The 23741-nt window shown below is 63.4% G+C and carries 24 protein-coding genes and 1 riboswitch; of the genes, 14 read left to right on the forward strand and 10 right to left on the reverse strand.

The genetic code is table 11. The annotated features are described in order from the left end of the window. Positions 1–222 precede the first annotated feature (222 nt). On the reverse strand, positions 223–780 hold the full coding sequence (locus M1L53_RS15960) for a C40 family peptidase (protein WP_003941754.1): 558 nt from the start codon (positions 778–780) through the stop codon (positions 223–225). 14 nt (positions 781–794) lie between these two features. Continuing rightward, positions 795–973, reverse strand: a riboswitch (cyclic di-AMP (ydaO/yuaA leader). A gap of 600 nt (positions 974–1573) precedes the next feature. On the opposite strand from M1L53_RS15960, the gene M1L53_RS15965 reads away from it, so the two are divergent. Continuing rightward, a complete protein-coding gene (locus M1L53_RS15965) occupies positions 1574–3256 on the forward strand; it encodes a DEDD exonuclease domain-containing protein (protein ID WP_054187293.1) in 1683 nt (560 codons plus the stop codon). Positions 3257–3334: 78 nt separating this feature from the next. After that, complete coding sequence (locus M1L53_RS15970) at positions 3335–3610, forward strand: Lrp/AsnC family transcriptional regulator (RefSeq protein ID WP_003941677.1); 276 nt, start codon at positions 3335–3337, stop codon at positions 3608–3610. Between the two features lie 8 nt (positions 3611–3618). Here the strand turns inward: M1L53_RS15970 and trpD are convergent, their stop codons facing one another. After that, positions 3619–4710, reverse strand: a complete 1092-nt coding sequence (gene trpD / locus M1L53_RS15975; protein ID WP_003941751.1) for an anthranilate phosphoribosyltransferase — start codon at positions 4708–4710, stop codon at positions 3619–3621. A 139-nt stretch (positions 4711–4849) separates the two neighbouring features. Then, positions 4850–5338 (reverse strand): hypothetical protein, encoded by a 489-nt coding sequence (locus M1L53_RS15980; RefSeq protein ID WP_030537046.1) that lies wholly within the window; start codon positions 5336–5338, stop codon positions 4850–4852. Positions 5339–5465: 127 nt separating this feature from the next. On the opposite strand from M1L53_RS15980, the gene M1L53_RS15985 reads away from it, so the two are divergent. The 4 genes from M1L53_RS15985 to M1L53_RS16000 all read left to right on the forward strand — a co-directional run bounded on the left by M1L53_RS15985 (position 5466) and on the right by M1L53_RS16000 (position 9796). Next, positions 5466–6077: a heme-copper oxidase subunit III gene (locus M1L53_RS15985; RefSeq protein WP_007730060.1), complete on the forward strand. Its 612-nt coding sequence runs from the start codon at positions 5466–5468 to the stop codon at positions 6075–6077. Between the two features lie 64 nt (positions 6078–6141). Beyond that, positions 6142–6993 (forward strand): cytochrome c, encoded by an 852-nt coding sequence (locus M1L53_RS15990; RefSeq protein WP_003941682.1) that lies wholly within the window; start codon positions 6142–6144, stop codon positions 6991–6993. Further along, a complete protein-coding gene (locus M1L53_RS15995) occupies positions 6990–8132 on the forward strand; it encodes a ubiquinol-cytochrome c reductase iron-sulfur subunit (RefSeq protein ID WP_007730058.1) in 1143 nt (380 codons plus the stop codon). Before M1L53_RS15990 ends, M1L53_RS15995 begins: the two co-directional genes overlap by 4 nt. Before the next feature lie 59 nt (positions 8133–8191). Further along, a complete protein-coding gene (locus M1L53_RS16000; protein ID WP_007730057.1) occupies positions 8192–9796 on the forward strand; it encodes a cytochrome bc complex cytochrome b subunit in 1605 nt (534 codons plus the stop codon). Positions 9797–9945: 149 nt separating this feature from the next. Here M1L53_RS16000 and M1L53_RS16005 read toward each other — a convergent pair whose 3' ends face one another. After that, positions 9946–10242: an antibiotic biosynthesis monooxygenase gene (locus tag M1L53_RS16005; protein WP_054187281.1), complete on the reverse strand. Its 297-nt coding sequence runs from the start codon at positions 10240–10242 to the stop codon at positions 9946–9948. A gap of 66 nt (positions 10243–10308) precedes the next feature. On the opposite strand from M1L53_RS16005, the gene M1L53_RS16010 reads away from it, so the two are divergent. Continuing rightward, on the forward strand, positions 10309–10698 hold the full coding sequence (locus tag M1L53_RS16010) for a DUF3224 domain-containing protein (RefSeq protein ID WP_030537047.1): 390 nt from the start codon (positions 10309–10311) through the stop codon (positions 10696–10698). Between the two features lie 109 nt (positions 10699–10807). Here the strand turns inward: M1L53_RS16010 and M1L53_RS16015 are convergent, their stop codons facing one another. Together M1L53_RS16015 and M1L53_RS16020 are read right to left on the reverse strand one after the other, a co-directional pair. Beyond that, positions 10808–11224 carry a cytochrome c oxidase subunit 4 gene (locus M1L53_RS16015; protein ID WP_003941723.1) on the reverse strand — a complete coding sequence of 139 codons (417 nt, stop codon included), beginning with the start codon at positions 11222–11224 and terminating at the stop codon, positions 10808–10810. Between the two features lie 39 nt (positions 11225–11263). Further along, the gene (locus tag M1L53_RS16020) at positions 11264–12328 is read right to left on the reverse strand and encodes a cytochrome c oxidase subunit II (RefSeq protein ID WP_054187282.1); all 1065 of its coding nucleotides are present in this window, start codon (positions 12326–12328) and stop codon (positions 11264–11266) included. Between the two features lie 319 nt (positions 12329–12647). Between M1L53_RS16020 and asnB the strand changes: the two genes are divergently transcribed. Continuing rightward, positions 12648–14573 (forward strand): asparagine synthase (glutamine-hydrolyzing), encoded by a 1926-nt coding sequence (gene asnB / locus M1L53_RS16025; protein ID WP_003941790.1) that lies wholly within the window; start codon positions 12648–12650, stop codon positions 14571–14573. A gap of 63 nt (positions 14574–14636) precedes the next feature. Here the strand turns inward: asnB and M1L53_RS16030 are convergent, their stop codons facing one another. From M1L53_RS16030 to M1L53_RS16040, 3 genes are all read right to left on the reverse strand, one after another. Continuing rightward, a complete protein-coding gene (locus M1L53_RS16030) occupies positions 14637–15614 on the reverse strand; it encodes a carbohydrate kinase family protein (protein WP_003941700.1) in 978 nt (325 codons plus the stop codon). A gap of 196 nt (positions 15615–15810) precedes the next feature. Continuing rightward, complete coding sequence (locus M1L53_RS16035) at positions 15811–16161, reverse strand: iron-sulfur cluster assembly accessory protein (RefSeq protein WP_007730053.1); 351 nt, start codon at positions 16159–16161, stop codon at positions 15811–15813. Between the two features lie 150 nt (positions 16162–16311). Next, the gene (locus M1L53_RS16040) at positions 16312–17379 is read right to left on the reverse strand and encodes a glycerate kinase (protein ID WP_054187283.1); all 1068 of its coding nucleotides are present in this window, start codon (positions 17377–17379) and stop codon (positions 16312–16314) included. Positions 17380–17513: 134 nt separating this feature from the next. On the opposite strand from M1L53_RS16040, the gene M1L53_RS16045 reads away from it, so the two are divergent. From M1L53_RS16045 to M1L53_RS16070, 6 genes are all read left to right on the forward strand, one after another. Beyond that, positions 17514–18170, forward strand: coding sequence for a DUF3043 domain-containing protein (locus M1L53_RS16045; protein ID WP_054187284.1), 657 nt, complete (start codon positions 17514–17516; stop codon positions 18168–18170). Positions 18171–18172: 2 nt separating this feature from the next. Further along, a complete protein-coding gene (gene cobU / locus M1L53_RS16050) occupies positions 18173–18760 on the forward strand; it encodes a bifunctional adenosylcobinamide kinase/adenosylcobinamide-phosphate guanylyltransferase (RefSeq protein WP_054187285.1) in 588 nt (195 codons plus the stop codon). Positions 18761–18783: 23 nt separating this feature from the next. After that, entirely contained in the window at positions 18784–19929 is a 1146-nt protein-coding gene (cobT, locus tag M1L53_RS16055) for a nicotinate-nucleotide--dimethylbenzimidazole phosphoribosyltransferase (RefSeq protein ID WP_054187294.1), read from the forward strand. A 2-nt stretch (positions 19930–19931) separates the two neighbouring features. Then, positions 19932–20699 carry an adenosylcobinamide-GDP ribazoletransferase gene (locus M1L53_RS16060; protein WP_083471160.1) on the forward strand — a complete coding sequence of 256 codons (768 nt, stop codon included), beginning with the start codon at positions 19932–19934 and terminating at the stop codon, positions 20697–20699. Positions 20700–20708: 9 nt separating this feature from the next. Beyond that, positions 20709–21683: a GlxA family transcriptional regulator gene (locus M1L53_RS16065; RefSeq protein WP_019748916.1), complete on the forward strand. Its 975-nt coding sequence runs from the start codon at positions 20709–20711 to the stop codon at positions 21681–21683. Positions 21684–21806: 123 nt separating this feature from the next. Continuing rightward, positions 21807–22628 carry a dienelactone hydrolase family protein gene (locus M1L53_RS16070; RefSeq protein WP_007730045.1) on the forward strand — a complete coding sequence of 274 codons (822 nt, stop codon included), beginning with the start codon at positions 21807–21809 and terminating at the stop codon, positions 22626–22628. Here the strand turns inward: M1L53_RS16070 and M1L53_RS16075 are convergent. Next, positions 22622–23725 (reverse strand): branched-chain amino acid aminotransferase, encoded by a 1104-nt coding sequence (locus M1L53_RS16075; RefSeq protein WP_003941766.1) that lies wholly within the window; start codon positions 23723–23725, stop codon positions 22622–22624. The two genes, M1L53_RS16070 and M1L53_RS16075, sit on opposite strands and share 7 nt — an antisense overlap. Positions 23726–23741: the final 16 nt, after the last annotated feature.

Raw genomic sequence — 23741 nt, forward strand, 5'->3', positions numbered from 1 at the left:
TGTCTCGATAAGGTTACGGAACGGCATACGTTTGTGTCTACTCGCCGGTAGGCGTGTCGGGGTGAAGTACCGGGCGAATTGTCGCGAAACGAAAATGTGGGCCCCGAATCGAAGATTCGAGGCCCACATTCGAAGATCCGGAGCTCCCCCGAGCTCCGCCGCATCACAGCGGCGGATCGTTCCGACTGCCTACCGGAGACAGCCGTCGAGCGTGTTCAGAAATCAGTAACGGCGAGCGCCGTCGTACGGCATCGAGGACACCGGAGCGAGCTTCACGGGCTGACCAGCGGTCGACGCGTGGATGACATTGCCGTTACCGGCGTAGATGCCCGAATGCGATCCGCCGTAGAAGGAGATCACGTCGCCGACCTGAAGATCGGACTGTGCGACGGCAACGCCGGCTGCAGCCTGGTCGTAGCTCGTGCGAGGCAGGTTGAGACCGGCCTGCTTGTATGCCCACTGAACGAGACCGGAGCAGTCGAATGCGTCCGGGCCGGCTGCGCCGTACACGTACGGGGAGCCCAGCTTGCTCTCTGCGGCGCGAACTGCCTGCTCACCAACACTGGAGATGGGAGCGGCCGGTGCAGCCGGTGCGATGTCGGTGATGCCCGGAATGACCGGCAACTGAGGAATAGAAACGCCCGGAACCTCGAACGTGCCGACGCCGGGGATGGTGATGGGGTCTGCCGAGGCAGGTGCAGCGGTTGCAGCGAATGCTCCGACTGCGAGCGCGCCGGCTACTGCCAACTGCGCTGAACGCTTGAAACTCTGTGACGCCACTTAAGGGGTGCTCCATTTCTTCCATTCATCCGCCGACCGAGTTAGCTGACGGGTTCGGGCTGGGAAGATCAGCCCTACCCGCGTGGTCTGCAGCGATCCTGCGTGCTGCACCCCAGGCGGGATTCACCCCAGTGGAAACTTGGGTTCCCGGTTCGGGTTCCTCGCGGAGATCCCGATTAGGCGGTTCCTGACGATGCCGGTCCTGTTTGGTCCGGCAAGACTTCGTTAGGTCTCAGGAAGGTTACGAAATGATCGCGACGATGTCGACCGCTTCGTGACAATCGCGCCCGATTCGCCGGAAATCGTGGTGCCGCGCCCGCGATACGCCCGGCGGGTCACGGGGAGATAACAACAGGTCGGTTCGGCGACCCACTCCAGGCCGTCAAACCCGCACCCGCTACCCACTGCCAAGGCTCACCAAACCCGACAATCCGATCTTCCATGCAGTTCAACGATGATTACTTGAAACTAGAACTTGTTCCGGTCACGGACGCGGTTTCAGCCGTCGACAGACGCACCGAAGACCCCCTCGACTCGCCCTACTCACAAGTAGGCGCGCGTCCACATTCGCGAGTTCCCACCGCCAGTGTGATCCTCGTCTCTCCTACTTTTGTCGGGCGTTCATCGACCGATTTCGCAACGGAAGTCCGTGCGGGTCGGATTCCGTGTCTGCACTCTCGAATTCGTGTCGGGGGGTACTTCTACTGTCTGCGGTGTGAGTCCCGCCTCGGCCCGAGAATTTCCGTCTCCGCCCCCGTTCTCCGACGGGGAGAAGTTCGACGTCGGGCGGCAACTGAGCTTCGACGAACTGGACACACCGCTGAGCGAGACAACATTTGTCGTGGTCGACCTCGAGACCACAGGGGGCAGCGCCGACCAGGACTCCATCACCGAGATCGGCGCCGTCAAGATCCGCGGCGGCGAGGTACTGGGCGAAATGGCAACACTCGTCGACCCCGGCCGGTCGATTCCGCCGTACATAGTCGAACTGACCGGAATCACCACAGCCATGCTGATCGGCGCACCTCCCATCGAACGTGTCCTGCCTGCATTTCTCGAGTTCGCCGAGGGCGCGGTGCTGGTGGCACACAACGCGCCGTTCGACATCGGTTTCCTCAAAGCAGCGGCGTCACGCAGCGCGCGCCCGTGGCCTGCGTTCCGTGTCCTGTGCACCGTCAAACTCGCCCGGCGCGTACTCACACGCGACGAAGCACCTTCGGTGAAGCTCTCCGCACTCGCCCATCTCTTCCAAGTGACCACCCAGCCGACGCACCGGGCTCTCGACGACGCGCGTGCGACCGTCGACGTCCTCCACGGACTGATCGACAGGGTCGGAAACCAGGGTGTCCACAGTTACAGCGAACTAGTCGACTACCTGCCCAACATTTCCTCGCATCAACGGGCCAAACGGTCCTTCGCCGCAAACCTGCCGCGAAGCCCCGGTGTCTACCTTTTCCGCGGTCCTTCCGACGAAGCCCTCTACATAGGAACTGCTACCGACCTTCGACGCCGCGTCCGCAACTACTTCACCGGTTCGGAGACCCGCGGCCGGATGAAGGAAATGGTCGCGCTGGCCACCCGCGTGGACCATGTCGAGTGCGCGCACTCTCTCGAGGCCGGGGTGCGTGAACTACGACTGCTGAGCGCGCATGCGCCGCCGTACAACCGTCGCTCCAAGTTTCCCAAGCGAGGTTGGTGGATCACCCTCACCGACGAGGCGTTTCCGAGACTGTCCGTGGTTCGCACGCCCACGGCCGATTCGATCGGCCCGTTCACCTCTCGCGGCGACGCAGTCGACGTCGCCGACACCGTCGCAGAGTTCAGTCGTCTGCGCACGTGTACCAAGCGTCTCGGACGCGGCGCCGTTCACGGCCCTGACTGCCCCGCTCGCGAACTGGGGGCGTGTCCAGCCTCCTGGACCCCGGAAATCAACGCAGAGGACTACGCGGCCGCCCCTGAGGCCGTGCGTGGATTCTTCCGAGGAACCAACGACGCTCCCCTCCAACAGATGCAGGCCCGGATCGACGAGCTGTCCGCACACGCGTTGTTCGAGAATGCTGCTCGTCTGCGTGACCGAACGGTCGCAGTCGCCACCGCAGTGCGGCGCACTCAGCGACTCGCTGCAATCGCGGCGATCGAACAACTCGTTCTCGCCCGCCCCACCGGAGACGGCGGCTGGGAGCTGTCGGTGATCCGGTCCGGGCGTCTCGCGTCCGCCGGGCTCGCCAGACGTGGGACTCACCCGATGCCCGTCGTCGACGCCATCACCGCGGCGGCCGAAACCGTCCTACCGGACGACGCCCCGTTCCGCGGCGCGTCACCCGAAGAACTGGGACTGATCGCAAGGTGGCTCTCGTCGGACGGTGTCCGAATCGTGTCGGCGACATCCGGATACGTCGAACCTGTGAGCGGCGCCGGCAAGTGGGAAGCCTGGTGCCGACTCGCCCGAGCCGGAACCGAATCCGAACATCGATGACGTAACGGCGGGGCGGCACCCCTAAGCTCGATCGAAACCACCGGGTCATCACAACCCGCAGGGAAATCGAGGAGAGAAATGATCAACGCCATCGTCATGATTCACGCCGAGTCCGCTCGGATCCCGGAAACCGCGCAGGCCGTCGCCGACCTGTCCGGAGTGACCGAGGTCTACTCGTGCGCAGGTGACGTCGATTTGATCGCCATCGTAAAAGTGCGTGACCACGCCCAGATCGCCGACGTGGTCACCGGAGGAATCAACAAGGTGCCCGGCGTTCTCCGAACCGCCACACACATTGCGTTCCAGTCATTCTCCAGCGCAGACGTCGAGGCCGGTTTCTCGCTGGGTGAATAGCCCCTCGATCAGGCTTGGTCGGCCAGCTCGGCGGTGAGCGCCGCCCACTTGTGAAGCAGTTCAGCGCCCGCGCCGCTGTCGATCGCGGCAGCGGCTGCAGTCATCCCGGCAGAGATCGCACTCTCGAGATCGTCGCCGACACCGTTGAATGCCGCGATGGCTGCTCCCGCGTTCAGCAGGACCGCGTCCCGGACCGGCCCCTTCTGCCCGGAAAGCAGCGTTCTGGCGACGGTGGCGTTGATTTCGGCGTCGCCTCCACGCAACTCTTCGAGAGGAACGCGGTCGATTCCGAGGTCACGCGGATCCAGCGTGACAGTTCGCACACTTCCACCGCCGACGATGTGAACCGTCGACGTCGTCGATGTGGTCAGTTCGTCCAGTCCGTCGTCTCCCCGTACCACCAACGCCGAATTGCCGCGCTGCGCAAGGACTCCCGCGACGACCGAGATCAGTTTCGGAAATGCGCACCCGATCAGCCCGGCACGCGGACGAGCCGGATTGGTCAGTGGACCGAGCACGTTGAATGCCGTCGGAATGCCGATTTCCTTGCGAGGCACCGCCGCAAAGCGCAGTGCGGGATGGAAGACCGGCGCGAAACAAAAGCCGATGCCGACCTCTTCGACGCACCTCGCAACCTGCTCCGGCCCGAGGTTGATGCGAACGCCGAGCGCCTCGAGCACGTCGGCGCCACCGCTCTTGGACGAAGCAGCGCGGTTGCCGTGCTTGACAACTCGCACACCGGACGCGGCAACCACGATCGAGGCCATCGTCGAGATGTTCACCGTGTTGGAGCGGTCACCACCCGTGCCGACGATGTCGACGACGTCGGAATCGACCGGCACGCGCCTGGAGTGTTCGAGCATCGCGGCGGCGAGCCCTTCCAACTCCGCGGGGGTTTCTCCCTTCATCTTCAGACCGACCCCGAAAGCAGCGATCTGAGCGGAGGTGGCGTTGTCCGACATGATCTCGCCCATAGCCCAGCGACTGTCGGCTTCCGACAAGTCACTGCCGTCCGTGAGCAAACCGAGAATCATCGGCCAGGACCGCACCACTGCACTCGAATCGACGTTCACGGCGTTGGATGCGTCGGTGCCGGCCATAGTGCCTTGGTCCCCTGTCGTTCAAGTGGGCTGGATTTCGAGCTGTCGTTTCGAGCTGTCGTTTCGCGCTGCCATTTTGTGCTGCCGATGACCCTCGCAGCCTAGTCAGTGAGGTAACGAGGAAACCGAATAGGGCCGCTCAGGACTTTCTGCGACCGCGTTTGGGCGGCGCCTCCGCAAGTATCGGGGGCTGGAGCGCGTCCCACCCGGCGACCGAACCACCGAGTCGCTGCGCCAGACCAGCCATTCGTGACCGCTCCTGGGAGCAATGCAGGGCGTCAAGCACCTGGACACGCTCGAAGACGACGCGAACCGAATTCTCGACCACCGGAGTCACGTCCTCGGGCCGACCCACGCCTCGCACATATCCGTCCTGGGCGACGATGCTCTCGGCATCGGCTACCGAGCCCTCCGGGAGGTCGAGATGATGCCGCAGAACCACTTCGGACTCCGCCCTGAACTCCGGCTCGGTGGAGGCGGCACGTTCGAGAGCCGTCGAGCTCGCCTCGGCGTCGTCGAAGCCTTCGGCAACGACGACCAGATCCGACCGCCCTGCATCGAGCGGTGTCGGAATCTTCGTGCCGAAAATTCTCAGGAACCACGGTCTACTCTTGTGTGTAGCTGCCATCGCGCCAGCATATTCCGACCACGCCACCAGCGCGTTCGCCGCCCGATCCCGCGAACTCGAGCCGAGCGACGCGCCGATGGTGGACCCGAGTGGTCGTCTCTTACGACGAAGCGTCATACTTCTGTCTGTGACGAGCGCAGTAGGGACTTCAGGATCGGCAATCACCCAACGCGTGCACTCGCTGAACCGGCCGAATATGGTCAGCGTTGGCACCATCGTGTGGTTGTCAAGTGAGCTCATGTTCTTCGCAGGGCTCTTTGCCATGTACTTCGTGGCACGAGCTCAGGCGAACGGAAATTGGCCGCCGGAGCCAACCGAATTGAACCTTTATCTGGCCGTGCCGGTGACCTTGGTGCTTATCGCATCTTCGTTCACCTGCCAGATGGGTGTCTTCGCGGCCGAGCGTGGCGACGTCTTCGGACTTCGTCGCTGGTACACCATCACCTTGGTCATGGGGGCGTTCTTCGTCGCCGGCCAGGGTTACGAGTACTACCACCTCGTGCACGAGGGCACCACGATTTCGAGCAGCGTGTACGGCTCGGTGTTCTACATGACCACCGGCTTCCACGGTCTGCACGTCATCGGCGGTCTCATCGCCTTCGTCTTCTTGATCGCACGTACCCGGGTCAGCAAGTTCACGCCCGCCCAGGCCACCGCCGCGATCGTTGTTTCGTACTACTGGCACTTTGTCGACATCGTGTGGATCGCGCTGTTTGCCACGATTTATTTCATCCGTTAATCAGCTGTACGCCCCAGGCAGCCCCTGACGTCCAGTTCCGTCCCGACATACCAAAGGGATACAGATGAGTTCATCCCCCCCTCCCGCATCCGATAACTCAGCGAATGCCGCGAAGTCGCGTCGCCAGCGGAAAATCCGCCGGCGCGTCACTGGCGCGCTCGTATTGATGATGGGATTGATCAGCGCAGGTTTCCTCGCTTCGGCGTTGACACCAGCTCCGCAGGTTGCGACCGCCAGTGACGATTCAGCAGCCCTGATTCGTGAAGGCAAGCAGCTGTACGACACGTCATGCATCACGTGCCACGGCGCGAACTTGCAGGGCGTGCAGGACCGCGGTCCCAGCCTCATCGGCGTCGGCGAAGCAGCCGTGTACTTCCAGGTCTCCTCTGGTCGTATGCCGGCAGCTCGCAACGAGGCCCAGGCTGCACGCAAGGACCCCAAGTTCGATGCTGCGCAGACCGACGCCCTCGGCGCTTTCATCCAGGCCAACGGCGGCGGCCCGACGCTCATCCGCGACGAGAACGGCGAAATCGCCCAGTCCTCGCTGCGCGGTGGCGACGTCGGACGCGGCAGTGAGCTCTTCCGGCTCAACTGCGCGTCGTGCCATAACTTCACCGGCCGCGGTGGCGCACTGTCCTCGGGCAAGTACGCCCCGGTCCTGGATCCGGCCAGCGAGCAGCAGATCTACGCTGCCATGGTTACCGGTCCCCAGAACATGCCGAAGTTCTCGGATCGTCAGCTGACGATCGAGGAGAAGAAGGACATCATCGCCTACGTCAAGTCGTCGGGCGAGTCGAAGGACCCCGGTGGGTACGGGCTCGGTGGCCTCGGTCCGGCCTCTGAGGGTCTCGCCATGTGGGCCGTCGGAATCATCGCTGTCGTCGGTGCAGCATTGTGGATCGGAGCAAGGTCATGAGCGACGCTGGCCAGCATGGCGGCGATACGCCTAAGAAGTACACAGATGAAGAGCTCGACGCGATGTCACGCGACGACCTGGTCAAGCTGGGTACCAATCTCGATGGCGTCGATGTCGTCTACCGCCGTGATCGTTGGTCGGTAAAGGGCACCAGGGCGGAAAAGCGCGCCGAGCGCAACGTCGCCTTCTGGTTCGGCCTCGCCGGCGTTTCGGCGATCGCGTTCATCGCGATCTACCTGTTCTGGCCCTGGGAGTACGCAGGCGCCGGTGACGAGAACTACGGCAAGTACAGCCTGTACACCCCGCTGATCGGCTTGACCATGGGTCTGGCGATCCTCGGCGTCGGCATCGGTGCCGTTCAGTTCACGAAGAAGTTCATCCCCGAAGAGGTCTCGATCCAGGACCGCCACGACGGTGGTTCCACCGAGGTCGATCGTCGCACGATCGTCGCCGAGCTCGGCGACACCCTCGAGACGTCCACCCTCCCCCGCCGCAAGGCCATCAAGCGCAGCTTGATGTTCGGCGGCGGCGCACTCGGCGTCATGATGGTCATGCCCCTCGGCGGACTCATCAAGAACCCGTGGGCCAAGGGCGACGACTCACCTCTGTGGGTGTCCGGCTGGACCCCGAACTACCCGGGCGAGACCATCTACCTGCGTCGTGACACCGGCCGTCCCGAGGACATCGTCCTCGTTCGCCCGGAAGATCTCGATGCCGGTTCGATGGAAACGGTCTTCCCGTTCCGCGAGTCCGACCGTGGCGACGAGCACGCTCTGCTCGCAGCACTACGCGGCATTCGTAACTCGGTGATGCTCATCCGCCTCCGCACGGAAGACACCGCGCGTGTCACCAAGCGTAAGGGCCAGGAAAGCTTCAACTACGGCGATTACTTCGCCTACTCGAAGATCTGCACCCACCTGGGTTGCCCCACCTCGCTCTACGAACAGCAGAGCAACCGTATTCTGTGCCCCTGCCACCAGTCGCAGTTCGACGCACTGACCTACGGCAAGCCGATCTTCGGTCCCGCTGCTCGCGCACTTCCGCAGTTGCCTATTACAGTGAACGAAGAGGGCTTCCTGGTCGCCGACGGTGACTTCATCGAAGCACTCGGCCCGGCATTTTGGGAGCGTCGACCGTGACCACAACAACAACCAAACCGTCCAAGATCAGCGCGGCAGCGGCTGGACAAGCGGAGGCTATGGACTCCCGCTACCACCTCGCCGCAGGCATGCGCCGGCAGATCAACAAGGTCTTCCCGACGCACTGGTCCTTCATGCTCGGCGAGATCGCGCTCTACAGCTTCGTGATCCTGCTGATCTCCGGTGTGTTCCTGACGCTGTTCTTCGATCCGTCGATGGCACACGTCGTCTACCAGGGCGCATACCAGCCGCTTCGCGGTGTCACGATGTCTCGCGCCTACGAGACGACCCTGAACATCTCCTTCGAGGTGCGCGGCGGTCTCTTCGTTCGCCAGATTCACCACTGGGCTGCACTGATGTTCGCGGCGTCGATCATCGTTCACCTCGCTCGCATCTTCTTCACCGGCGCCTTCCGTCGCCCACGTGAAGCGAACTGGGTCATCGGCTGCCTGCTGCTCATCCTGGCGATGTTCGAAGGCTTCTTCGGTTACACCATCCCCGACGACCTGCTCTCGGGCACCGGCCTCCGCGCCGCCTTCGGTGGTATCACGATGAGTATCCCGATCGTCGGTACCTGGATGCACTGGCTGATCTTCGACGGCGACTTCCCCGGCGACCTCATCATCCCGCGTCTCTACGTCGCTCACGTGCTGCTGTTCCCGGGCATCATCCTGGCTCTGATCGCCGGCCACCTCGCGTTGGTCTGGTACCAGAAGCACACGCAGTTCCCCGGCCCCGGCCGTACGGAACAGAACGTCGTCGGCGTCCGCATCCTCCCGGTCTTCGCGATGAAGGGTGGCGCGTTCTTCGCCATGACCTTCGGCGTGCTCGCACTGCTCGGTGGTCTGTTCCAGATCAACCCCGTGTGGAACATCGGTCCGTACAACCCGTCACAGGTCTCGGCAGGTTCCCAGCCCGATATCTACATGATGTGGACGGACGGCCTTGCTCGACTGTGGCCGGCGTGGGAGATCTACCTGTTCAACCGGTACACGATCCCTGCAGTGTTCGCCGTCGCCCTGATCATGGGCCTCGTCTTCGCACTGTTGATCGCGTACCCGTGGATCGAGAAGCGTCTCACCGGAGACGACGCTCACCACAACATCCTGCAGCGCCCGCGCGACGTGCCGGTCCGTACCGCTATCGGTGCGATGTCCATCGCGTTCTACCTGGTGCTCACGATCTCCTGCATCAACGACATCATCGCGTACCACCTGCACATCTCGCTGAACGCAATGACGTGGATCGGCCGTATCGGCATGGTCATCCTTCCGCCCATCGCGTACTTCGTGACGTACCGGTTCTGCATCGGCCTGCAGCGCAGTGACCGTGCAGTCCTCGAACACGGCATCGAGACCGGCATCATCAAGCGGATGCCGAACGGCCAGTACATCGAGATCCACCAGCCGCTCGGCCCCGTCGACGAGCACGGACACCCGATCCCGCTCGAGTACCAGGGTGCTGCTGTCCCGAAGAAGATGAACAAGCTCGGCCTCGCCGGCAAGCCCGGTAGCGGTAGCCTGATCACCGCTGACCCAGTCGAGGAGAGCGAGGCTCTCGAAGCCGCTCATCACGAAGCTGAGCACGAGCAGCTTCAGATCCTTCTGGACTACCAGAACCGAACCAACGGCAAGTCCGATGGTTCCAGTGGAGAACTCCACTAAGAACGTTAGTTGACCAGTGAGGCCCCGAACCGGATTCCGGTTCGGGGCCTCACTCGTTCTCTGAGCGATTCAGTATGGACAACCTCCAAGTGGGCACCACTCCCCCGGTTCGTCGTCTGAGCGCCGACAACAGCAGGCACTACGCTTTGCTAGACCTCGAGCACAGTCGAATAGTGCTCCACCGTCGGGAACGGCTCGTAGAAGTGATGGAGAAGTTCTCGCCACTTCTCGTATCCTGGCGACTTACGGAACCCGATGGTGTGTGACTCCACGTCTTCCCACTCGACCAGCAGGAGATATCGCTCCGGTGATTCCTGGCAGTGCGAGAGCCGCAGCCTGATGAATCCGGGAACCTCGGAGATGATGGTTCGGGCCACGTCGAATGCGGCCTCGAAACGCGCTGACTGCGACGGATCGACCTGCAGGACGGCATGTTCGAGAATCATCTACCGAGTGTTGCACGTTCTCGGGAGTCCCCTCGAGGCGTTGTCGCCTGGTGAGATACTCGGACCATGACATCCCATGCACGCGGCACCTTCGAGATCGATCTTCGCCCCGCCGATCCTGAGCTCTCCGGACGCGTCGGACGCTTCGAGTTCGACAAGACGTTCATCGGCGGCGTCGAGGGCACGTCGTCCGGCCTGATGCTGTCCGCGGGCGATCCGACAGCCGGTGCAGCGGGCTATGTCGCTTTGGAGTTTGTCACGGGGCAGGTCGACGAAGCTGTGGGATCGTTCGCCCTGCAGCAGTTCGGTCAGATGATCGACGGAACGCAGAAGCTTCTGTACGAGATCGTGCCGGGGTCCGGAACCGGCGAGTTGAAGGGCATCGCAGGCACTCTCGAGCTGGAGGTCGTCGACGGTCTGCACCGCTACGACCTCGAATACTCGCTCCACGATTGACAGAGAGCGGTTGTTGACAGGCACCCTCCTACCACCGAAACTCACATAAACGACAACAGAGGCGCCGTACCCGGGTGGGTGCGGCGCCTCTGTTCGAGTGCGGGTGAAACTAGTGCTTCTCGGGTCCGGTGTAGTACTCGAACACCAGGCCTGCGGCTGCGGCGAGCACACAGACAACTGCGACTGCGATGAGCCACGGCTGGAAGTACGCCAGCGACACTGCCGCGAGTGCAGCAGCAGCGGCAAGCAGGATCGGCCAGAAGCTACCCGGGCTGAAGAAGCCCAGTTCTCCTGCACCATCCGAGATTTCAGCGTCGTCGTAGTCCTCGGGACGGGTGTCCAGACGACGGGCGACGAAGCGGAAGTAGGTACCCACGATGAGCGTCAGACCTGCAGACAGGACGATGGCCGTCAGTCCGGCCCACTCGATACCTGTGCGTGACAGAGCGGTGAACACTCCGTAGATGATCGCGACGAGAATGAAGAACATCGTCAGGATCTCGAAGAGCTTGGCTTCGATCTTCATATCAGCACTTGTCCTTGTTCAGTGAAGAGGCTGGCCGGCTCAGTTGCCTGCAGTGGCGACGGTTGCCTGACGGTACTCGCGGTCGGTGTTGAACGGCGTGGTCGACGTAGCCACCGGCGACTGACCGATTGCCTGCAGAGCCTCAGCGGTCGTCAGACCACCCTTGCCCTCCGCGTCACCCTTGCGCAGTTCGATGTACTTGGCGAAGTCCTCGGGCGAAACCGCACGAACCTCGAAGTTCATCATCGCGTGGAACGTGCCACACATTTCTGCACAACGCCCGACGAACGCGCCTTCCTTCTCGATCTCACTGATCTGGAAGATGTTGTCCGAGTGGTTCTCCTTGGGGTTCGGGAGAACGTCGCGCTTGAACAGGAACTCAGGCACCCAGAAAGCGTGGATGACGTCCGAGGAAGCAAGTTCGAACTGGATCCGCTTGCCGGTGGGCAGAACGAGGATCGGGATCTCCTGGCTGGAACCGACGGTCTCGATCTTGTCGTAGTGCAGGTAGCTCAGGTCCTCGGTGCTGTTGCCGTGGATCGGGCCGGGGACTTCTTCCCCGTGTTCGTTCACGGTGGAACCCTCGGTCTTTGCAGCCTCTTCGGCCTCGACGTCGATTCCGTTGTACTTGGCGGAGCCGTCACCGAACTCGATGGAGCGGTAGCCGAACTTCCAGTTCCACTGGAAGGCCGTGACGTCTACGACGACGTCAGGATTGTCCGTCTTGTTCAGAACATGGTTCTGAACAATGACGGTGAAGTAGAAGAGAACCGCGATGATGACGAAGGGAACTGCCGTGTAACCGAGTTCGAGCGGCACGTTGTATGCCGTCTGACGCGGGAATTCCGGCGAGTCCTTCTTCTTACGGTGGAAGATGACGGCCCAGAAGACCAACCCCCACACCAGCACACCCATGACGAGGGCGGCTACAACCGACCACGTCCACAGCTCACGCATGCGCGTCGCCTCCGGGGTGATGCCCGAAGGCCACCCGAAACGAAGCACTTCGTTGTCGATGGAGCAACCCGACAGCAGCAAGGCAGCAATGCCCAGAGATACTGCCAGCCCCGCTCGCCGAAGGATCCGACCTTGCGCCACGTTCACGCCTTCCTGATCGCCACAAAATTCAACTAGGGCATGCCCGGAGGGAAGGCCCAATTACTACGCAGCGTAGACCAAAGCCGGGCGCTATCCATCCTCGGGTCCTCGCCCGTGTCGCGGCGGACGTCACACAGCTCTCTCAGGTGCTGCTCAGGAACGGCTCAGGTCGTTTCGGCGACGCACATCACGTCGATTCGTTCCGCCGCGATCGGCAGGGACGTCGATCTGCGGCATACTTTCGTCAAGAGTTCGTTGACCTTTCCCCGACACTCGTGTCCGGGAGCCTTCTGTACAAAAATTCTGAATCGAGGAACCGGACGCTGTGTGTGGACTGCTCGGGCTACTGACATCTGGCGGAACCAGCGAGGACGCCGTCTCGCGGGTCGACCAGGCGATGCATTGCCTTCGTCACCGCGGGCCGGACGAACACGGGACGTGGAACGACGATCACCTCGTCTTCGGGTTCAACCGCCTGGCGATCATCGACATCGCTCATTCCCACCAGCCGCTGCGTTGGGGCCCACCGGAGAACCCGGAGCGTTATGCGCTCACGTTCAACGGCGAGATCTACAACTACTTGGAGATCCGCGCCGAACTGGTCAAGGACCACGACGCCAAGTTCTTCACCGAGGGCGACTCCGAGGCCATCGTCGCTGCATTCCACTACTGGGGTGAGGACGCGGTCCGGCGCCTGCGCGGAATGTTCGCGTTCGCGATCTGGGACACCGACACACGCGAGCTGTTCATCGCGCGCGATCCATTCGGGATCAAGCCGCTGTTCATCGCGACCGGCGCCGGCGGCACCGCGTTCGGCAGCGAGAAGAAGAGCCTGCTCGAACTCACCGATCTGATCGGCATCGGTACCGAGCTGGATCCGCGTGCCATCGAGCACTACACCGTTCTGCAGTACGTACCGGAGCCGGAAACACTGCACAAGCAGATCCGACGCCTGGAGTCGGGCAGCTTCGCCCGGGTGCGTCCGGGCGAGGAGCCCACGTTCACGCGGTATTTCACGCCGAAGTTCCCGGCCAAGCCTTTTGCACCTGGCACCGAGAAGGCGCGCTACCAGGAAATCGCCGAGGCACTCGAGGATTCGGTCGCCAAGCACATGCGCGCCGACGTCACCGTCGGTTCGTTCTTGTCCGGTGGTATCGACTCCACGGCGATCGCGGCGCTGGCGATGCGCCACAACCCCAACCTGATCACCTTCACGACCGGTTTCGAACGTGAGGGCTATTCCGAGGTCGACGTCGCTGCAGAATCTGCCGCAGCGATCGGCGCGAAGCACGTCGTCAAGGTGGTCTCCCCCGCCGAGTTCGCCGCTGCCATTCCCGAGATCGTCTGGTACCTCGACGACCCGGTAGCCGATCCGGCATTGATTCCGCTGTGGTTCATCGCGAAGGAAGCGCGCAAGCACGTCAAGGTCGTGCTGTCCGGCGAGGGTGCCGACGAGCTGTTCGGCGGCTACACGATCTACCGTGAGCCGTTGTCGCTCAAGCCTTTCGAGTACCTCCCCAAGGGACTGCGTCGGGCTGCCGGCAAGTTGTCCGAACGCATCCCGGACGGCACTCGTGGCAAGAGTCTGCTCAACCGCGGTTCCTTGACGCTCGAGGAGCGCTACTACGGAAATGCTCGTAGCTTCAACGACGCTCAGCTCCGCGCCGTCCTGCGCGATTTCCGCCCCGAGTGGACTCACCAGGACGTCACCGCGCCGATCTACGCGCAGTCACGGGACTGGGATCCGGTTGCGCGGATGCAGCATCTCGACCTGTTCACCTGGCTGCGCGGCGACATCCTCGTCAAGGCAGACAAGATGACGATGGCCAACTCGCTGGAACTGCGTGTGCCGTTCCTCGATCCCGAGGTCTTCGACGTCGCGTCACGCGTACCGCTCGATCAGAAGATCACGAAGGACACGACCAAGTACGCACTGCGCCAGGCCCTGGAAGGCATTGTGCCGCACCATGTTCTGCACCGTGCGAAGCTCGGATTCCCGGTTCCCCTACGCCACTGGCTGCGCGGCACCGAACTCTTCGACTGGGCACATCTGCAGATCGAGGAGTCGGGTACCGACCACATCTTCGACAAGCAGGCCGTCGTGAAGATGCTCAACGATCACCGCGAGGGCGTGTCCGACCACAGCCGACGCCTGTGGACCGTCCTGACCTTCATGGTCTGGCACGGAATCTTCGTGGAGAAGCGCATCGTGCCGCAGATCCAGGAACCGGTGTACCCGGTCAATATCTAGGCCTTCGGCCCCGTGAGCGGTTAGGGAGTCTCCGGACTCCTCAACCACTCACGGCGCGGAGCCCTACTTCGGCAGGATCGTCGCGATCTCGTCCGCTGCCGCGCTGCCGTATGCGTCGGTAAGGCGCTTGAGTGCCTCGTCGCGATTGAACACCCACTCCTGCGTTCCCACGGTCTCGAGAATCAACACAGCGACCAAAGATCCCAACTGTGCAGCACGCTCGAAGCTCAGACCGGCGCCGTGTGCGAGCAGGAACCCGGCGCGGAAGCCGTCACCAACGCCCGTCGGATCCACCTTGCCGGTCTCGGGCACTACGTCGACGCGCACCCAATTACCTTCGGCGTCAACAATTTCCACACCCTTGGAGCCGAGGGTGGTGACACGGATGCCGACCTGCGCGCGGATCTCTTCCTCGCTCAGACCAGTCTTCTGCTGAAGCAGACCCCACTCGTACTCGTTGGTGAACAAGTACTTCGCGCCGTGAATGAGCGCCTTGGCCTCGTCACCGGACAGGCGGGCAAGCTGCTGCGACGGATCCGCTGCGAACGGAATCCCGAGCAGACGGCATTCGTCGGTATGGCGAACCATGGCCTCGGGGTCGTTGGCGCCGATCAGCACCAACTCGACTGCGCCTGCAGTCTTGGCCACTGCCGCGAGTTCGATCTCGCGAGCCTCGCTCATCGCACCGGGGTAGAACGACGCGATCTGCGCCATGTCCTCGTCGGTGGTGCACACGAAACGCGCCGTATGTGCCTTGTCCGAGATACGGACCGCGCTGCAGTCGACGCCGTTGTCCTCGAGCCACGTGCGGTACTCGGCGAAGTCGGCACCGACTGCGCCGACGAGTAGCGGGGACCCACCGAGCACGCCCATGGCGTAAGCGATGTTGCCGCCGACACCACCGCGGCGAATCACGAGATCGTCGACCAGGAAACTCAGCGAAACGTGGGCGAGCTGATCGGCGAGGAGCTGATCGGCGAAGCGGCCGGGGAAGCGCATCAAGTGGTCGGTGGCGATGGAACCGGTTACCGCAATAGTCACGGATCGTGGCCTTTCAGCGAAGTGAGTACAAGAATGAAAGAGGAGCAAAAGTTCACGTTACCGCCCGTAGCGCCGTCATCGGCGCCCGAGCTGTCGGATCGGAACGGTCTACGTACGAGTCACCACAAACAACTGACGCGAAACCGAATGTCGGTTCCGCGTCAGTTGTTCGTGAATTGAGTTGTGATCGACGGACTCAGTTGAACGAGTCACCGCAGGCGCAGGAGCCTGTTGCATTGGGGTTGTCGATCGAGAAGCCCTGCTGCTCGATGGTGTCGAGGAAGTCGATGGACGCACCTTCGACGTACGGCGCGCTCATCCGGTCGACAACCAGGTTGACGCCGTTGAAGTCGACAGTGAGGTCACCGTCGAGCGTGCGGTCGTCGAAGAACAGCTGGTACTTCAGTCCGGCACAGCCGCCGGGCTGCACTGCAATACGCAGCGCGAGGTCGTCGCGACCCTCCTGATCGAAGAGTGCCTTCGCCTTGGCGGACGCGGCCTCGGTCATCTTGACGCCGTGGGTGGCGGTCTCGTTCTGCACAGTCATGGGCTCTCCCTAATGTTCGTACCAACCCGTGAACGCTTCAACGGTACGCCGCTGCCGACTTATTCCCGCCAGTCCTTTACCGGGTGCGATTCGTCTTCATCCTATCCGGTCTTCCCGACACGGCAACGGCGCGTCGACGCTTGTGGATCCTCATCTCCGGACGCCGCGCCAGAAGTTCCACTCGCGTGCCGTGTGTTCGGCGAGTCCCTCGAGACACGCCGACGCCTCCTCCATCGCACGTTCCACCGACCCGGCGAAATCCGTCACCGACTTCGCCGCGACTATCGAGGTCGACGCATAGTCCGCCTCGTCGAGCGTCACCTGGCCGGCAAAGACGAGCGTCGGAACGCCGTGCGCTGCCCCCGCCGAAGCGAGCGTTGTGACGAGTTTGCCGCGCAGCGATTGGTGGTCGAACTTGCCTTCGCCTGTGATCACCAGGTCAGCGGAAGCCAGTAGCGCGGCCTGTCCGGTGCGATCCGCGACGACGTCGGCCCCGGATCGCCGCTGTGCACCGAGCGCAAAGAGCGCGGCACCGATACCACCCGCGGCGCCGGCACCCGGAAAATTCGACACTCGTTTTCCGGTGACGGACTCCAACTGTTCGGCCCATCTCGCGTTGCTCGCTTCGAGGACTGCGACGGCTTCGGCGTCGGCGCCCTTTTGCGGGCCGAACACCGCTGCCGCACCGTGCTCGCCGAGAAGTACGTGTTCGACGTCGGTGGCGGCGACCAACTGAATGCCTGCCGTAGCCGCCGTTGCAGCCGCCAGGCCGCCCAGCGCCTCCACCAGTCCACGTCCCCCGTCGGTGCAGCAACTCCCACCGAGTCCGACGACAACCGTCTTCACGCCTGCCTCGAGCGCGACAGCGATCAGCTCTCCCACACCGCGACTGTGCGCGGCGAGTGCGGTGTCCCGCGTCGGCGGACCTCCGAGCAGGCCGAGCCCGACGGCCTCGGCGGACTCGATGTACGCCGTGTCCGACTCGAACAGCCACGTGGCGTCGACGGCGGCGGTCAAAGGCCCGGACACCCGTGCAGTCCGGATGTCGCCCCCAACCGTGGCCAAGACGTCGACGAATCCCGGACCACCGTCGGATTGTGGCGCGGTGACGACGTCGTCTTCGGGTCGACCGCGCCGCCAGCCGGCAGAAATGGATTCGGCCGCTTCGACGGCCGTCAGGGTTTCGCCGAACGAATCTGGAGCAACTATTACCCGCATAGCCGAAGTCTAAGAGTCCCGAATGACCCCGATGTTTCACGATCTCGCGCGTTTCAGTGCCTCGGGCGATCGGGTTTTTCAGAAAGACCGACGTCGGTTTCCCAGACCGTGCACTTATCCAATAGCCTGGAGGTGTGAAATTGCTACGCCGCGGTGACTCAGACAACTCCGACAAACGTGACGTCGAGGGCACTGAGTCATCCTCGGCCTCCGAAGAGGCGCCCATCGAGCAGGTGGGCAAGGGCCGCCCCACACCCAAGCGTCGTGACGCCGAGGCGAAGAGGCGTGGCCCCGTTGCCCCTGCCCCGCTGACCGCGAAGGAAGCCCGCGCCCGCCGCAAGGCGACCCGCGGCTCCAAGGAGGACCGCAAGGCCGAAGCCGCCGAGCGTCGCGCATCGTCGGCAGACCGCCGCGCCCGCATGCTCGCCGGCGAGGACAAGTACCTGCTCCCCCGCGACAAGGGACCGGTTCGCGCCTACGTCCGCGACTTCATCGACGCTCGCCGCAACCTCGTCGGGCTCTTCATGCCGCTCGCGTTGATCCTCATCATGACCATGTTCGTCACGCCCGCGCTCCAGCAGATCGTCACACTGGCAATGCTCGTGATGATGCTCTTCATGGTCGGTGAAGGCATCTGGCTCGGTCGCATGATCAACAACCGCGTCGCCGAGCGCTTCCCCGACAGCACCGACGGCGGCTTCAAGCTCGGCTGGTACGCGTTCGTTCGCGCGTCGCAGATCCGCAAGCTGCGCGCACCGAAGCCTCGTGTGGGGCCGGGCGACGCAATCTGAGCGTGACGAACACGTATAGAACTTTGGTCCTCGGCGGCGCGCGGTCTGGTAAGTCCGCGCACGCCGAGGATTTGGTTTGTGGAGGCCACCTACCCGAAAGTTCGGCACCGATCCGGTATCTGGCGACGGCAAGGCGCGATGTCTCCGACGCAGACTGGGAGAGCCGGATCGACCAACACCGCAACAGGCGGCCTTCCCATTGGTCGACGGTCGAAACCGCAGATGCCGGCGATCTCGCGGCGCAGCTCGAAAGCGATTCACACACAGCGACGTTGGTCGACGATCTGGGAACGTGGCTGACCACGGAACTCGATCGGCAAGGCGCCTGGGACGCTCCGCGCGGCACCGTCACTCCCGCTGCGGACAGCCTGGTCGCCAGTGTCGAGAACTATCGCGGATACCTGGTGCTGGTCAGCCCCGAAGTGGGTTTGGCCGTCATCCCCGAGACGCGGTCCGGACGATTGTTCCGCGACGAGATCGGCACTCTCAACGCTCGTATCGCCGCGGTGTGCGATCGTGTCGTACTAGTGGTTGCAGGGTTACCGCTCATCTTGAAAGATACTGCTGCACAACCGGAAGGCACGATGTGAGTACCGAGGCCAATCCAGGGGCCATTTCAGGGGCGAATCCAGATGCCAACCCTGACGTCGCGCCAGTCAGTAGCGCCGACTTCGAACCCGTCACCCCGCCCGACCGCGAGGTGCGAGCGCAGGCCGATGCGCGTCAGCGTGATCTGACCAAGCCGGCCGGTTCGCTGGGCCGACTGGAGGCTCTCGCCGGCTGGGCATCAGCCTGCCAAGGAGTTTGTCCCCCACATGCTTTCGCTCGGCCTCGCGTCGTCGTGTTCGCGGGTGATCACGGAATCGCCCGCAACGGGGTCTCCGCCTATCCGCCGGAAGTGACCGCACAGATGGTCGCCAACTTCCTCGGGGGCGGCGCGGCGGTCAACGTCCTCGCCGAGGTTGCCGGCGCCACGGTACGCGTCGTCGACATCGCAGTGGACGGCGATACCGATCCGTCCGTCTCGAACCACAAGGTACGCAGGTCTTCCGGGTCCATCGACCGCGAAGACGCCATGTCGAACGAGGAAACCCTTCAGGCCATCGCCGCCGGCCGAGCGATCGCGGACGAGGAAATCGACGGGGGCGCAGATCTTCTCATCGCCGGCGACATGGGCATCGGCAATACGACGCCCGCAACCGTACTCATCGCCGCACTCACGGACAGTGAACCCGTCGCGGTCGTGGGTCGAGGTACCGGTATCGACGACGCCGGATGGATCCGCAAGACCGCAGCGATTCGCGACGCTCTCCGGCGTGCCCGTCCGCACGTTCGCGACACAGTCGCGCTGCTGCGCACGTCTTCGGGTGCCGACCTCGCCGCGATGGCCGGCTTTCTGGCCCAGGCAGCTTCGCGTCGTACGCCGGTGATCCTCGACGGCGTTGTGGTCACCGCAGCCGCCATGGTTGCCGACGAACTGGCTTTCGGCGCACGTGAATGGTGGGTCGCCGGACACCGCTCCACCGAACCCGCCCACACCATCGCATTGACCCGAATGGGTCTCGACCCGATCGTCGAGTTCGACATGCGTCTCGGTGAAGGTTCAGGTGCAGTCACCGCTCTCCCGATTCTTCAGGGCGCAGTGGCAATCCTGAGCAAGATGGCGACATTCTCCGAAGCCGGTGTCAGCACTCAGGGCAGCGCACCTGCCGACGAACCGGAGTCGATCGACCTGACCAAGACCGATACGGCGGAGTGAGCGTGGCGGGCCCGCTGTCCGGAGTGCCGCTGGCCTTCTCGTGGCTGACGGTCCTTCCGGTTCGTGGTCCCTCCGACATCGATCGAACTGCCGGCCGTCGCGCCATCGCGGCAGCTCCGCTCACCGGGATCGCTCTCGGCATTGCCGCGACGTTTCTGCTCTGGGGCACAACCAGTATCGGCCTGAATCCCTATCTCGCAGGCTTGCTGACGGTAGGTGCGCTCGCTCTCGGGACACGCGGGATGCACGTGGACGGACTGGCAGACTCCGTCGACGGACTGGGTTGTTACGGTCCACCGGAGCGCGCCCGCGAGGTCATGCACAGCGGCGGTGCCGGACCGTTCGGGGTCGCGTCACTGTTCATCTTCCTTGGGCTGCAATCGGTCTCCTTCGGCGTCCTCGCTGTTGCCGACTCCCCCACGCAGTGGATCGCCGTTCTCGTATCTGTCGCTGCGGGTCGTGTGGCCGTCGTTTTTGCCTGCCGCCGAGGTATTCTCGCGTCGAGCCCGAGCGGATTCGGTGCGCTCGTCGCCGATTCACAACCGCTGTGGGCCGCAATCGTGTGGTCGGTTCCGCTGATCGCCGCTTCCGGCTTTGCCACCGACCGGTGGTGGCTCGGCCCTCTCGTGACCGCGTCGGCGCTGGTGATCAGTGTGCTGTGCGTGCGTCACTGCGTCCGTAGATTCGGCGGACTCAACGGAGACGTTCTCGGATTCGCACTCGAACTCACTGTGACGCTTACGGCCGTCGGCCTCACTCTCGGACTGTGATCCGACGTCGTGCGAGTAGGTGTCCTTGCGTACGAAGGTTGCCTCGCGGCCGAGATCTTCGTTTTCACCGACCTTCTCCTGATCGCGAATCGGGTCGCTGATGGAGCGCCCGCCGACCCCTTCGAGGTATCGGTCATCGCAGCGTCCGGCACGCCCGTCGTTGCGGCAGGTGGATTTTCGCTCGGCGTGCAGGAGGGGCATCACGACATCGATCACCTGGTTGTGCCGGGGTTCGAACTCGTGCCGTCCGAAGACCCTGCGACGCGTTTGTCGCTGTGGGACAGAGAAATCGAGTTCATCCGTGCGTGCGAGGCGCGCGGCGTTCGGGTGTCGTCGGTCTGTGTCGGCGCGTATCTGCTGGGCGAGGCGGGACTGCTCGACGGACGCCGATGTACGACGTCGTGGCTGTACGGTGCGGACCTCGCAAGTCGTTACCCCGGTGCGACGGTTCGAACCGACTCGTTGATCGTCCAGGACGACGGCGTCACCACCACTGCTGCGTTCACCGCCGCACTCGACCTCGCAACAGCACTCGTGCGCGAGCATCTCGGCGACAAGATTGCGCGTACGACCGCAAGAATTACGCTGGCGCCCGAAAACCGAACCAGTCAAGCTCCGTACATCCTCGACTCGATGCTGCCCGCCAAACACACACAGTTTGCCGACGACGTCGGAAGGTGGCTGGTCGAACGGATGGCGGAACCTTACGACTTGGATCTGCTGTCGAGTGCTTTTCACCTCAGCACCCGAACCATGCTTCGGAAGTTCAAGGACGAGACCGGGGAATCGCCGCGCAGTTATCTGCAGCGTGCACGGATCCGAAAAGCGAAACGGTTGTTGGAATCGACCGACTGGCCTCTCGGAAAGATCCTGGGGCACATCGGCTATCAGGATCCTGGAACCTTCCGTCGCCTGTTCACCGACCGCGTCGGCATCAGCCCGGCCGACTACCGAAAGCGATTCCGCAACGGCGGCGCCGGATAGGTGCGAGGCGAGCCCGCCCGAAAACATGGCGAACCGCCCTCTTCTGTAGTCGATCCCGCGCCGAAAGACTGTGCAGAGGAATTGTTTCGACTACTGAGAGGGCTCACCGTGCCGAACCGGAGCATGACCGAAGACGATCCGCTCGAAGACTTCGACCGTCGAACGATCACCATCGACGCAGTGGCGAAGTCCGTGTACGTGGCCGGCACCGGTCCCGCAGTAATCGTCATGCCGGAGATGCCGGGCATCAGCCCGCATGTAGCGCGATTCGCCCGCTGGGTGCGCGACGCCGGTTTCACTGTCTTCGTTCCGTCACTGTTCGGGCACGACGGCGCGGTCCCCACAGTGAACGAGGGGCTGACGGTATTCAAGAGAGCCTGCGTCAGTGCAGAATTCCGCGCCCTCGCTGCCGATGAACCGAGTCCGGCGGTCCGTTGGCTGCGTTCACTCGCCGCTTCCGCCCATGAGGAGAGCGGCGGACCTGGCGTCGGCGTGATCGGAATGTGCTTCACCGGTAACTTCGCGTTGTCGATGATGCTCGAACCCTCGGTCATCGCGCCGGTTCTCGCCCAACCGTCGTTACCGCTCGATCGACCGGACGAAACCGACAGCGGGCCCGAAGAACTCGAAGCCGTGCGCTCGAGACTCGAGGCCGAAGACCTCACGGTGCTTGCATACCGCTTTCGAGGTGACTCGTTCTGCCGCGCACAACGATTCGCCGCCTATTCGAAGGCCTTGGGCGAGCGCTTCGTCGGGAAGGTACTACCCGACGAAGCGGCCAACGCGACAACGTCGCCGTTCTTCGAACACGTCATTGCCAATCCACACAGCGTGGTGACGGCTCATCTCGTCGACGAGGCGGGATCGCCCACCACCGTCGCACGAGACGAGATTCTGCAGTTCTTCCGGGAGCGATTGCTCGCGGAACGAACCAGCGATCAGTGAAGTTTCGTCATCCAGCCGTGGGTGTCGGCGAAGGTTCCGCGCTGGATACCCGTGAGGGTGTCGCGCAGTGCCATCGTCACCTCACCCGGCTCGCCGTCGGCGATGGTGAACTCGCCCTCGGCGGACTTGACGCGTCCGACGGGGGTGATGACTGCTGCTGTGCCGCAAGCGAAGACCTCGGTGATTTCACCGCTCTTGCACTTGGTGCGCCATTCGTCGGTGCTGATCTTGCGCTCCTCGACGGCGAAACCGGAATCGGCGGCAAGGGCAAGCAACGAGTTGCGCGTGATGCCTGGCAACAACGAACCGGACAGCGACGGCGTCACGAGGCGAGCGTCGGGGCCCGAGCCGAAGACGAAGAACAGGTTCATTCCACCCATTTCCTCGACGTACGTGCGCTCGATGGCGTCGAGCCAGACCACCTGGTCGCAACCCTCGTCGGCGGCTTGCGCCTGGGCGAGGAGTGAAGCGGCGTAGTTGCCGGCGAACTTGGCCGCGCCGGTACCACCGGGGGCCGCGCGAACGTATTCGGTGGACAGCCACACACTGACCGGCTTGACGCCGCGCGGGAAGTACGCACCGGCAGGCGAGGCGATCAGCAGGTAGCGGTACTCGTCGGCGGGACGGACACCGAGTCCGGCTTCGGTGGAGAACATGAACGGACGGAGGTAGAGCGCGTCCTCGCCACCGGCTGCGGGAACCCAGTCGAGATCGACGTCGATCAGTTCGGTGATGGAATCGATGAACATCTGCGACGGGAGCTCCGGCATGGCCAGACGGCGCGCAGATGCCGCGAAACGCTCGGCGTTGGCCTCGACGCGGAACGAGCTGATCTCGCCACCCGGCTGACGGTATGCCTTGAGGCCCTCGAAGATGGCCTGTCCGTAGTGCAAAACCATTGCGGCCGGATCGAGCTCGATGTTTCCGTACGGCAACACCTGGGCGTCGTGCCAGCCCTTGCCCGCGGTGTAGTCGATCGAGACCATGTGGTCGGTGAAGTGCCGCCCGAAGCCGGGCGCCGCCAAAATGTCACGGCGCTCGGCGTCGGACTTCGGGGACGAGCTCTGAACACGAACGAAATCGGCGGCACCTGTCATGGGCGCAATCCTATCG

It is taken from the genome of Rhodococcus sp. T9N (assembly GCF_024436645.1).
GTDB lineage: Bacteria > Actinomycetota > Actinomycetes > Mycobacteriales > Mycobacteriaceae > Rhodococcus_F > Rhodococcus_F qingshengii.